Consider the following 12,116-nt stretch of genomic DNA (forward strand, 5'->3'; position numbering starts at 1 on the left):
ACAGCCTCCTTAGGCATGATAATCCGATTTCCCTTTGACGTAATCTTTGTCGAAGAGGAACAGGCGGAATAAGAGATAGAGCGACGGCAGCAATAGCCCAAGCCCTGCGATAAAGGCGATGATCAAGGCGATCGCCATCGATTCATTCGTGAAGCTATCGTAAATTGTCAAATGCGGATACAACAGGTACGGGTAATGCGATGCCCCGTAGGCAAAAAACGCGGTAAAGAACTGGCCGACGAGCAGGATGAACGCCAAGCCGTAATTGCGCTTTTTCCAGATCAAGAACACGGTACCCAGGAACAACAGGAACGACAGCGCGAACATCCACCACAAATCGAGCAAGCTCGCATAATGTTCTGGATTGTGCCCGCGAAGTTCAAAAATGATGCCGGTCGCCGTGACAATCGTCGGGCCTGCCCAAACCAATGCGTATTTGCGGACGAGCTGCGTCGCTTTTTCGTCTCCAGCTTTCCAGGCATACCAAGTCAAGAACACGGCAGAAATATACAATACTGCGGCAATGCTCAAGACGACAATGCTCCACATCAAGGGGCTTGTAAACAGCGCCCAGTAATCAAGCGAGGGCTGCCCGCCCTCAAGGCGCATGAAGCCGCCTTCTGAAATGGCCAGCACCGGCGACAGTGCCGCCGGAAGCAGTAGACCAGATAAGCCGTACATATAGATATAACCACGGTGATTGATTTTCGCGCCATAAGTAGCGAAGGCGTAATAGGAACCACGCACTGCCAGCAAAATAAGCGCAATGCTTGCCGGCACGAGAAGCGTCGTGCCGTAGTAGAACGCCGTCTGCGGGAAGAACCCGATGATGCCGACGAAGAAGAAAACGAAAAAGACGTTCGTCACTTCCCATACCGGCGACAGATAGCGCTGGATGATGCCTGTCAGAATATGCTGTTTGTCGGAAAAAGCACTGTAGGCGTTAAAGAATCCGGCGCCGAAATCAATCGACGCTACGATGACATAGAGGAACAAAAACAGCCAAAGAACGGAAATCCCGATAATTTCGAGTGTCATTATTCCTCACCGCCTTTTGCAGATTCACGCTGTGCCAATTCCTTCTCGACCGGATTACGTTTGTACATGCGTGACAAGACGACAACGGTCCCGATTCCGAGAATGACATAGAGACCGGCGAACATGACGATCATCAAATCGACTTGGCCACTTGCTGTCGCCCCTTCACTCGTCTTCATGTAGCCGCGCAAGATCCACGGCTGCCTGCCGACTTCCGTGAACCACCAGCCGGCCTGAATCGCGAGCATCGCGAGCGGCCCGCTCAGCACGGTCAGCCAGCGGAACCATTGTTTCGTGACAATGGACCAACCGCGCCACGCTCCGACGACGTACACGAAGGAGAAGAACGCCAGCCACATGCCGAGCGTGACCATCGTATCGAAGAGGTAATGGATCCACAGCGGCGGAATTTCATCTTCCGGGAAATCATTCAAGCCGATAACTTCACCGCTTGGTACACCGTGCGCCAAAATGCTGAGCGCATATGGAACGCGGATTGCGTATTTCGGCTCTTCGCCGTCCAACACACCGAACAACACAAGTTCAGCTTCCGATCCCGTTTCAAAATGCCATTCGGCAGCTGCCAGCTTCTCTGGCTGGTATTCGGCTAAGTATTTCCCTGAAAAGTCGCCGATGATAGCGGTCGCAACCGAAAAGATCAGCGCGAGCTTCATTGTCAGGAACAACGCTTTCTTGTGGTAAATATGATTCGACCCGCGCAGCAAACGGAAGGCAGCGATCGATGCCAACACGAAGGCGCTCGTCATGAACGCTGTCGACAGGACGTGTGCGACTTTCGTCGGCACGGCCGGGCTGAACATCGCAAGCAATGGGCTCACATTTACCAGCTCGCCGTTCAACACATCAAACCCTTGCGGCGCATTCATGAACGAATTGACGATAGTGATAAATACAGAGGAAGCAGCCGCTCCGAGTGCGACCGGAACCAGCAATAGGAAATGTTTGCGCTGGTCTTCAAAACGGTCCCACGTATACAAATAAATTCCGAGGAAAATCGCTTCAAAGAAAAAGGCGAAGACTTCCATGAACAGCGGGAGCGCAATGACATTCCCTGCCATCTGCATAAAGTTTGGCCACAACAAGGATAATTGCAGCCCGATTGCGGTACCGGTCACGACGCCGACCGCTACCGTGATGACAAACCCTCTCGCCCAGCGACGTGCCAGGAGGATATAATGCTCGTCATTTTTTCTAATTCCGACCCATTGGGCAATCATGATCATGAGTGGGACCCCCACACCAATCGTCGCGTAGATGATGTGGAATGATAGGGTCATCAAGGTCAGTATCCGGCTTTGTAAAGCCACATCTTCAAATCCCAAAATTCTCGTCCCCTTTACATAGGCCAAAGCACAGCCCGTTATATGTTTTATTGTACCTCAAAGGCCCTCCCATAAACTTCTGCGAGGCATCCGATTCCGCCCGATGTTTGAATAAGCTGTGACAAAATGAAAACATCCCCATTGAAATTTTGCTGAATTTTTAGTATTCTATAATGAACAAAAGAAAAGGATGATTCATATGGAAACAAGCAGAAAGGTATTTGCCTATATTACCAGAGGCGAAGAACACAACCGAGAATTGCTCGTATTCGAGTACAAAGGCGAACCCGAAGTCGGCTTGCAAGTGCCAGGCGGAACAATTGGGGAAGACGAATTATTGATCGATGCCCTATACCGTGAAGTGAAAGAAGAAACCGGCTTGCCGCGTGATGTGCTGGAATTCGTCGGGAAAATCCACAAATACAATTATTACCCGGCGCATAAAGATAAAGCGTACGAGCGCAACATCTTCCATTTTGAATACACGGGCGAGAAAATCGACGAATTCGAACACACCATCAAAAGCGAAGGGCGCGACAACGGCCTTATCGTACAGTATCGCTGGGAACCGATTGAAGGCTTGCCGAAGCTTGCGGCGGACCAAGACGAAGCGATCGAATTGCTGGAATACTGAGCTATCAAAAAAGCGATCCATTCACCCCATTATAGGGATGAGCGGATCGCTTTTTTATTTGCGGTCTTTTTCTTTGATATATTCCAGCGGCACGAACATTTCAATGTGACGCTCCAGGTTTTCGAAGGTAGCCGGCAAAATGCCGCCGAACTCACCGTCGAGGTTCAGCAATACGCGTTCATTGGAAGTCACGGAAATCTTGCTCGCTTTCACATACAACACATGCGGGTCAGATAAATGCTCTCCTCGAAGCGCAAGAGATGCCACACGGATAAATTCCGCCATGTTCAATTCCTTCAAAATAAGCAAGGTAAATTTGCCGTCGTTGATGCTAGCATCTGGCGCAAGTTTTTCAAAGCCGCCAACGGAATTCGTCAGTCCGATCAAAAACATCATCGCTTTGTCATCGAACACTTGGCCGTCGTATTCAATACGGACACGGGATGAGCGAATCGAAGGAATCATCTCGATGCCCTTCAAATAATACGCCAACTGTCCAAGCACCGTCTTGAGCTTGCTCGGCACTTCATACGTCAACTCCGTCAAGCGCCCTCCTCCGGCAATATTGACGAAATAGCGATCATCGTTCATAACCCCGATATCGACAGGGATCGATTCGCCTTTGATGATGATGTCGACAGCGCGATTGATATCACGTGGGATGCGCACGGCCCGTGCAAAATCATTGGTCGTGCCCATTGGAATCAAGCCCACTTTCGGGCGTACCGGGTATTTGGCGATTCCGGAGACGACTTCATTAAGCGTCCCGTCCCCACCGACTGCCACCACCAAATCAAATTTGCGCTCGACTGCATATTCCGCCGCTTTCACTGCGTCCCCTTCACAGGTAGTCGCGTGGCAGGACGTTTCGTATCCTGCGATTTCCATCTTTTCCAATACTTCCGGGAGGTGGCGGCGGAACAATTCCCTGCCGGATGTCGGGTTATAAATTATGCGTGCTCGTTTCATCGGATTCAGCCTTTCTGGACCATTCTATAGAAACAGGACATGACAGGGCTGCAGAAAGTTCCCGCGGACGGGCATTCTGCAGCCGGCTGTCTGTATAGTGTTAAGCCAAGCTTTTCTGCAAGCTCTTGCGAATGTCTTCATACGTATCTTGCCAGAGCTCCGGATCGGACGTGAAACGGTCGGATATCTCCCCGATTACCGTTTTCCAATGCAGCTCGTATTGGTGATCTTCTTTTTCCGGCAGTTTCGCTTTCTTTTCATCGACCATCTGCTGGACTTTCGGCGAACGCGGCCCCCATGCCCCCGCTTTCAGATAGGAAAATGTATTTCGGGATCGACTTTCCGCCATCCGTCAAATAACGGTCCATGAGTTCGGGGTTGTCATCACGGTAGACGCAACGGACTTCGAGATCCGCCAATTCTGCCAATTTCCGGAGAATCGGGTTGACCATCATCGCATCGCCGCACCAATCTTCGGTAATCGCCAAGATCTTCAATTGCTGCTGTTTCAGCATATCGATAAATTCCGGATCGGCCGGCAACTCGAATTTCTCATAGATCGCGTAGGTTTTTTCCTGATTGGATTCCATCTGCGCCATATATTTCTCCAGTGAGATGGCATGCTCAAAATATTCCAGTTCCGTCATCATTCTATCACGTCTCCTTACAAAACAGTTTACCTGTTCTTTTCCCTTTGCGGCAAACTTTTAAGCAAAAAGCTGTGGAATTGTTCCAATTAAGTCTACATTTCGCAGTCGGTTGCTGTTTTATAATGCAGAATGCGGAGCAGTAAGTTAGACGTGAGAGCGAGATGGATAATTCATTATACATTTTATCACGAGATAGCCGCCTCCCGCTTTGGGCTGGCCTCCCGCAATGAGCCGAGAAGTACGCTTAGCTGGACTTGATAGCGAAATGAATCGTCCGTTGATTATTTCATCATAAAACAGTCGCCTCCCGCTTTGGGCATACCTCCCGCAATGAGCCAAGAAGAGCACTTGTCTCATCGCTTCGGCTCGCCCGTGTGCGCGGTCCAGCTTTTAGATTTCATTGGATGTTACGTGCGAAGAAGTGTCACTGTTGATTGTCTTCATCCGCTGGTATCGTCGCTTAGCTGGACTTGATAGCGAAATGAATCGTCCGTTGATTATTTCATCGTAAAGCATTCGCCTCCCGCTTTGGGCTGGCCTCTTGCAATAAGCCAAGAAGAGCATTTGTCTTATTGCGTCGGCTCGCCCGTTTGCGCGGTTCGGCTGACAGATTTCATTGGGTGTTGTGCGCGAGGAAGTATCGCTGTTGATCGTCATCATCCATTGGTGGAGACGCCTAGTTAGACTAAATATTAATATTAAGGATGATTCATCTTTTCCGCGCATTTATCGAACAAATCAAAACTGTTCACATAATTCAATGCAGAAAACATTTGAATTTCCATTCTATACCTAGAGATGGAGCGGAAAGGGGCGACTCCGGGAGGATTAGCGAGACAATTGAGACCCTGCAGAGCGCGTAGCGATCGAAGCGGCTCAATGCGAGCCCTCCGGAAAGCGTCCCCTTGGAGCGGAATCTCAAGCAATAATATTCCTCATTAAACTTCGAACTTCCCGAATCCACTTCATTAAAATAATCTACAAAAAAAAGGATGGCTGAGTGAGCCATCCTTTTTCTGATTATCGTTTCGCGATTTCCTCGAGGAGGATTTTGTTCAAGAGCGGCGGGTTGGCCTGCCCTTTTGTCGCTTTCATGATTTGCCCGACGAGGAAGCCGATTGCGCGGTCTTTCCCGTTCTTGTAATCTTCGATCGACTGCGGGTTGGCGTCCAAAGTATTGGTGACGTATTCCAGCAATACCTTTTCGTCCGAGATCTGCACCAAGCCTTGCGCTTTGACGATCTTGTTCGGGTCGCCGCCTTTTTCGATCAATTCCTTGAAGACTTTTTTGGCAATCTTAGAAGAAATCGTGCCTTCGCCGATCAATTTGATCATGCCGGCAAGTCCTTCCGGCGTCAGTTCTGTATCCTCAAGCTCTTTATTCTGAGCATTAAGGTAAGCGGACACTTCGCCCATCAGCCAGTTTGATGCCAGTTTCGCATCAGCACCGGCTTTGACGGTCGCTTCGAAGAAATCGGAAATCGGCTTCTGCAAAGTCAATACCATGGCGTCATATGACGACAAGCCAAGTTCTGATACGTAGCGGGCTTTGCGGGCATCCGGAAGTTCCGGAATTTCTGCGCGCACGCGCTCGAGCCATGCGTCGTCGATGACGATATCAACCAGGTCCGGTTCTGGGAAGTAACGGTAATCATCCGAACCTTCTTTGATGCGCATGAGCAGGGTTTTGCCAGTTGATTCATCGTAGCGGCGTGTTTCCTGCTCGATGATGCCGCCTGCAAGCAATACTTGCTCTTGGCGGATCTGTTCGTGCTCCAAGCCTTTTTTGACGAAGTTGAACGAGTTCAAGTTCTTCAGCTCAGTTTTCGTGCCGAATTCATCACGGCCGTATGGGCGCAAGGAGATATTGGCGTCGCAGCGAAGCGAGCCTTCTTCCATGCGCACATCGGAAACGCCTGTGTATTGGATGATCGATTTGATTTTCTCCAAATATGCATACGCTTCTTCCGGCGTGCGGATATCCGGCTCCGAGACGATTTCGATCAATGGCGTGCCTTGGCGGTTAAAGTCGACAAGGGAATGGCCATTTCCGGTATGCGTCAGTTTCCCTGCATCTTCTTCCATATGAAGGCGCGTGATGCCGATGCGTTTTTTCTCGCCGTTCACTTCGATTTCCAGCCAGCCGTGTTCGCCGATCGGCTCATCGAATTGTGAAATTTGGTATGCTTTCGGGTTATCCGGGTAGAAATAGTTTTTGCGATCGAATTTCGTATGGCGTGAAATTTCGCAGTTCAACGCAAGTGCCGCTTTCATCGCCCAATCGACTGCCGTTTTATTGACGACCGGCAATACCCCAGGGTAGCCAAGGTCGATTACGTTGGTGTTGGTATTTGGTTCAGCACCGAAATGTGCCGGGGAAGGCGAGAACATTTTGGATTCCGTCTTCAGTTCGACGTGGACTTCAAGCCCGATGATCGTTTCGAAATTCATTGTGCTACTCCCTCCCATGTTTGCGGTGTTTCTTTATGGAACTCGGTCGCCTGCTCAAAAGCATCTGCGACGCGGTAGACGGTTTCTTCATCGAAATAATTGCCGATAATCTGCAATCCGAGCGGCAAGCCATTATCGAATCCGCATGGGACTGAAATGGCTGGAACGCCTGCCAAGTTGACAGGGATTGTCAAGATATCGTTCGCATACATTGTCAATGGATCATCGATAATCTCGCCGATCTTGAATGCCGGTGTCGGCGTTGTCGGTCCGACGATGACATCGAAGTTTTCGAACGCTTTATCGAAATCCTGCTTGATCAAGGTACGCACTTTTTGCGCTTTTTTATAGTAAGCGTCGTAATAGCCGGAGCTGAGTGCGTAAGTTCCGAGCATGATGCGGCGCTTCACTTCGTCGCCGAAGCCTTCAGAGCGTGTGTTCATGTAGAACTCAAGCAAGCTTCCGGCTTTTTCCGTACGGTAGCCGTAACGGATGCCGTCGAAACGGGACAAGTTGGATGATGCTTCAGATGAAGCCAAGATGTAATACGTGGAAAGCGCGTATTTGGAATGCGGCAAGGAAATCTCTTGCCATGTTGCGCCTTTTTCTTCCAATACTTTCAGTGCATCTTTCACAGCTTGTTTTGATGCTTCGCTGACGCCTTCTGCGAAATATTCTTTCGGCACGCCGATGCGAAGGCCTTGGATATCGCCAGTGAGTGCCGCTGTAAAGTCAGGTACTTCAACATTGGCGGATGTCGAGTCTTTTTCATCGTGCCCGGAAATGGCATTCAAAAGAAGCGCATTGTCTTTTACCGTACGCGTGATCGGACCGATCTGGTCAAACGATGACGCATAGGCAATCAACCCGAAACGGGAAACGCGTCCGTATGTCGGCTTCATGCCGACGACGCCGCAAAAAGCAGCCGGCTGGCGGATCGACCCGCCTGTATCGGAACCGAGTGTGAACGGAACTTCACCCGCTGCTACAGCCGCAGCTGAACCGCCCGACGAACCGCCTGGAACAGTTTCCAAGTTCCACGGGTTTTTCGTATTTTTATAGTAAGAGTTTTCATTGGAAGAACCCATGGCGAATTCATCCATATTCAATTTACCGACGATGACCATGCCGGCTTCGCGCAATTTATCCACAACCGTTGCATTGTAGATTGGGTTGAAGCCTTTCAGGATCAAGCTCGATGCTGTCGTCTCGAGTCCTTCCGTGACGATATTATCTTTCACGCCGATCGGCAAGCCGTAAAGCGGGCCGCGTTCCCCTGTATCCGTTTGATCCATTTCAGCTGCTTGCTTTGTCGCCTGCTCTTCATTCAAAGCCAAAAAGGCATCAACTTTCGGGTCCAATTCCTTGATGCGCTGGAATGTTGCTTCCGTCAACTCCGCAATCGTCAATTCTTTGCTATGTAGTAATTCCTGCAATTCGCTTGCAGTTTTATCAGCTAACTTCATCTTTTTCCCTCCTCACAATCAATCCAGAATCGTTGGCACACGCACTTGTCCGCCTTCATGTTCTTTTACGTTTTTCATTACCAATTCACGCGGCAAGCCTTCGATCGACTTGTCTTCGCGCATCACATTGACTAGCGGCAATACATGCGTCGTCGGTTCTACATTTTCCGTATCCAATTCATTCAGCAATTCCATTGCATTGGTGATCGCTTCCAATTGATCCGCAAAATGCACAGCTTCCTCATCGGTAATTGCCAAACGCGCCAAGTGGGCCACTTCGATTACTTCTTCTTTTGTCATTTTCGCCATTTTCTACACCTCCGGATTCAATAAACATACGGTCTATCATACCATTTTTCTAAAAAAATGAATAGAGACAGCCAGCTGGCTGCCCCTTTAAATTGCAGACTTACTCGTAAATATGGACAACCGGTTCCGTTTCCCCAGCTTTCCGTAGAATGAGTGCTTCCGCGCCATTGGTCGACGTGACGTTCACTTCAATCTGGACATCTTCCGGGAAATGATCGAGGATCAGGCCAGTGACATATTGCGTAAAGCCGATCACTTCAGCCGAGCCATAAAACTGGATCGGGATTTCGATTTTCATTTCCTGCAATTGGCCGCTTTGATAGAAGCCTTTGCCAATGACGCTCGTGAAATTCGAGAAATACAATTCGACGTCTTGCTTGAAGTTGCGGAACGCCGTATCGATATCCCGGTATTGCTCGTCCGTTCCGGAAGTCGGGAATACGACATACTCTTCGTCGACATCATTCCAATTCGCCACTTCCGTCTCGCCTTTCGGGGCAGCGCCGTAAGAGAAATATGTCCCGGGCGTCATCGCGTTGCGGCTGTTTTGTGCGAATAAAGCGACGAGGATCGGCACATCCGCCATGCCTTCTTTCTCCCTTAAGCGCTTGACGATTTCATCAGCCATCCGTTTGCCTTCTTCGGCGATCTGATCTTGAGGGATCGATTCTTCGTAGGGGATGTCGTCCGTCGAACTATAATAAACCGTATTCATGGCAAGCCCGATGGAAACCCCACCAAGACGGATTTTGTCTTCCTCGGTTTTGACAAGGTAATTTTGCTCAAGGATATGCGCCAGCAGTTCTGGTTGCGGGCGGTCGCCGCCGTCGGTCTCCGCTTGGCTGCGGCCATCCTCTGGGTTTAGCCCTTGCGGATTATCTTTGCTTTCGCGTTGGAGCCAAAGCGAAGCTTCTTCATCGGTGATTTTTTGGCCTTCCTGGAAATAATAATCATCCGGTGAGAACTGCTGCTGCGATAGGCGCAATAATCCGTGCTCCGCTTCCTTGATATCGTAGCGAGAATTCAGCCGGCTGACGATTTTTCCGCGGGTGGCGCTTTGCTTATACGGCAACAGCGTCCGGTAATATTGATCATCCAATTGCATGCTCGGGATGATCGCCGTTTCCGCCTCTTCTTCTTCTGTGTTGATCACTTCCGCCTCGTCATTTCCGGAAGGAACACATCCCGAAAGCAGCAATATGCTGATTGGGATCCACCAAATGCGTTTCATATGCTAATCTCCTTATTCGTTCAATTCCATAAGCAGGCGTTCTTCGTTCCACACTTCCACGCCGAGATCCTGCGCTTTGTCGAGTTTGGATCCGGCTTCTTCGCCGGCAATCAGCAGATCGGTTTTCTTGCTGACGCTGCCGGTCAATTTGCCGCCGAGTGCCTCGATCCGTTCGCCGGCTTCCTGGCGGGTCATGTTTTCCAACTTACCGGTCAGCACAATTTTCTTGCCGGCAAACGCATTGGCGCCTTCTTCTACGCGGACAATCGTGCCTGTATAGGATAAATTGACGCCCCGCTCGCGCAAACGTTCCACAAGTGAAGAAACTTCTTCCTTTTCGAAATAGGTGACGACGGCATCGGCCATCTTGTCGCCTATTTCATGGATGGCGATCAATTCTTCCAAATTTGCCTGCTTCAATTGATCCATTGAGCCGAAATGCTCCGACAAGATGCGCGCCCCGCGTTCGCCGACGTGGCGAATGCCAAGGCCGAACAATAAGCGTTCCATTGAATTGCTCTTCGAAGCCTCTATCGCCTCGATCAAGTTGGTGGCGGATTTATCGCCCATACGCTCCAGTTCCATCAATTGCTCTTTCGTCAAAGCGTAAAGATCCGAAATATCCTGGATCAGCCCTTCGCGGTATAATTGCTCGATTACTTTCTCACCGAGACCGTCAATATTCATGGCATTGCGCGACACGAAATGAATCATGCCTTCGACGATTTGCGCCGGGCATTTCGGGTTGACGCAGCGCAGCGCCACTTCCCCTTCAATTCGGACGAGTTCACTGCCACATGCCGGGCATTCGGTCGGCATTTCAAACGGCTGTTCATCGCCGGAGCGCATTTCAATCAGCGCCTTGACAACTTCCGGAATGATATCGCCCGCTTTTCGGATGATAACTTTATCATTGATGCGGATGTCACGTTCCCGGATCAAGTCCTCGTTATGGAGTGACGCGCGCTGCACCGTCGTTCCGGCAACAGCGACCGGCTCCAGGATGGCCGTTGGGGTGACAACGCCTGTGCGCCCGATGCTCAGCTCGATATCACGTACGGTCGTCATCACTTCTTCTGCCGGGAATTTATAGGCTGTTGCCCATTTCGGGCTTTTCGCCGTGAATCCAAGGTCTTGCTGGTGCAAAAAGCGATTGACTTTGATGACGATGCCATCGATTTCATAGCTCAACTGGTTGCGCCCATCTGTCCATTGTTCGATGTATGCCAGCACTTCTTCCACCGAGCGGCAAACTTTTCGTTCGCTGTTCGTTTTAAAGCCAAGATCCGTCAAATAACGGAGCGATTCATCATGGTCGTTCAAACCGTATGTTTCCCCGTCGCCACCGATGCCGTAGATGAAGACATCCAAATTGCGCTTGGCGGCAATTTTCGAATCCAATTGGCGCAAAGAACCCGCTGCAGCATTTCGCGGGTTGGCGAATAATTCTTCGCCGCGCTCTTCGCGGTCTTCGTTAAGTGCATGGAACGATTTTTTCGGCATGAACACTTCGCCACGCACTTCGATCGATACCGGCTCTTTTAACTTCAGCGGGATCGAACGGACCGTGCGAAGATTGACCGTGATGTCTTCTCCGACACGGCCGTCGCCGCGCGTCAAGCCGCGCACGAATTTGCCGTTTTCGTAATGAAGCGAAACGGCCAGGCCGTCAATTTTCAGTTCGCACACATATTCGACCGAGTCCCCGGCACCGCCGCGTACGCGTTTATCGAAATCACGCAAATCTTCTTCATTGAAGACGTTCGACAAACTGAGCATCGGCCGCTCGTGGCGGACTTTCTCGAAATTCGACAAGGGTGTGCCGCCGACCCGCTGCGTTGGCGAATCCGGGAAAATCAAATCGGGATATAGGTTCTCCAGCTCGATCAATTCATTGAGCAATTGATCGTATACGGCATCCGGCACTCGCGGCTTGTCGAGCACATAATAAGCATGCCCATAATCCTGGAGCAATTCATTCAATTCGATTACACGTTCTTCAGCTTTGATGCGGTCCATTCAAGT

11 protein-coding genes are annotated in these 12,116 nt (G+C 50.2%); 1 reads left to right on the forward strand and 10 read right to left on the reverse strand.

All coding sequences use genetic code 11. From position 1 onward, the window contains the following. Window positions 1-9: 9 nt before the first annotated feature. Together ON064_RS01565 and ON064_RS01570 are read right to left on the reverse strand one after the other, a co-directional pair. Window positions 10-1,038 carry a cytochrome d ubiquinol oxidase subunit II gene (locus ON064_RS01565; RefSeq protein ID WP_101805304.1) on the reverse strand — a complete coding sequence of 343 codons (1,029 nt, stop codon included), beginning with the start codon at window positions 1,036-1,038 and terminating at the stop codon, window positions 10-12. Beyond that, a complete protein-coding gene (locus ON064_RS01570) occupies window positions 1,038-2,381 on the reverse strand; it encodes a cytochrome ubiquinol oxidase subunit I (protein ID WP_274623335.1) in 1,344 nt (447 codons plus the stop codon). Before ON064_RS01570 ends, ON064_RS01565 begins: the two co-directional genes overlap by 1 nt. A gap of 199 nt (window positions 2,382-2,580) precedes the next feature. Here ON064_RS01570 and ON064_RS01575 point away from each other — a divergent pair, with 199 nt between their 5' ends. Beyond that, window positions 2,581-3,015 carry an NUDIX hydrolase gene (locus tag ON064_RS01575; protein ID WP_121301248.1) on the forward strand — a complete coding sequence of 145 codons (435 nt, stop codon included), beginning with the start codon at window positions 2,581-2,583 and terminating at the stop codon, window positions 3,013-3,015. A 54-nt stretch (window positions 3,016-3,069) separates the two neighbouring features. On the opposite strand, the gene ON064_RS01580 is transcribed toward ON064_RS01575, so the two are convergent. The 8 genes from ON064_RS01580 to ligA all read right to left on the reverse strand — a co-directional run bounded on the left by ON064_RS01580 (window position 3,070) and on the right by ligA (window position 12,110). Beyond that, window positions 3,070-3,984 (reverse strand): diacylglycerol kinase, encoded by a 915-nt coding sequence (locus ON064_RS01580; RefSeq protein WP_058381391.1) that lies wholly within the window; start codon window positions 3,982-3,984, stop codon window positions 3,070-3,072. A 100-nt stretch (window positions 3,985-4,084) separates the two neighbouring features. Beyond that, window positions 4,085-4,252 (reverse strand): hypothetical protein, encoded by a 168-nt coding sequence (locus tag ON064_RS01585; protein WP_274623336.1) that lies wholly within the window; start codon window positions 4,250-4,252, stop codon window positions 4,085-4,087. Further along, on the reverse strand, window positions 4,242-4,634 hold the full coding sequence (locus ON064_RS01590) for a thioredoxin family protein (protein ID WP_274623337.1): 393 nt from the start codon (window positions 4,632-4,634) through the stop codon (window positions 4,242-4,244). The genes ON064_RS01585 and ON064_RS01590 overlap by 11 nt, the downstream gene beginning before the upstream one ends. 1,020 nt (window positions 4,635-5,654) lie before the next feature. Further along, window positions 5,655-7,085, reverse strand: coding sequence for an Asp-tRNA(Asn)/Glu-tRNA(Gln) amidotransferase subunit GatB (gene gatB, locus ON064_RS01595; protein WP_274623338.1), 1,431 nt, complete (start codon window positions 7,083-7,085; stop codon window positions 5,655-5,657). After that, window positions 7,082-8,551 carry an Asp-tRNA(Asn)/Glu-tRNA(Gln) amidotransferase subunit GatA gene (gatA, locus tag ON064_RS01600; RefSeq protein WP_274623339.1) on the reverse strand — a complete coding sequence of 490 codons (1,470 nt, stop codon included), beginning with the start codon at window positions 8,549-8,551 and terminating at the stop codon, window positions 7,082-7,084. Before gatA ends, gatB begins: the two co-directional genes overlap by 4 nt. 18 nt (window positions 8,552-8,569) lie before the next feature. Then, complete coding sequence (gene gatC / locus ON064_RS01605; protein WP_058381395.1) at window positions 8,570-8,860, reverse strand: Asp-tRNA(Asn)/Glu-tRNA(Gln) amidotransferase subunit GatC; 291 nt, start codon at window positions 8,858-8,860, stop codon at window positions 8,570-8,572. A 100-nt stretch (window positions 8,861-8,960) separates the two neighbouring features. Continuing rightward, window positions 8,961-10,091, reverse strand: coding sequence for a CamS family sex pheromone protein (locus ON064_RS01610; protein WP_274623340.1), 1,131 nt, complete (start codon window positions 10,089-10,091; stop codon window positions 8,961-8,963). Between the two features lie 12 nt (window positions 10,092-10,103). Further along, window positions 10,104-12,110, reverse strand: coding sequence for an NAD-dependent DNA ligase LigA (gene ligA, locus ON064_RS01615; RefSeq protein ID WP_274623341.1), 2,007 nt, complete (start codon window positions 12,108-12,110; stop codon window positions 10,104-10,106). Window positions 12,111-12,116: the final 6 nt, after the last annotated feature.

Origin of the sequence: Planococcus sp. A6, assembly GCF_028823615.1 — a bacterium.
GTDB lineage: Bacteria > Bacillota > Bacilli > Bacillales_A > Planococcaceae > Planococcus.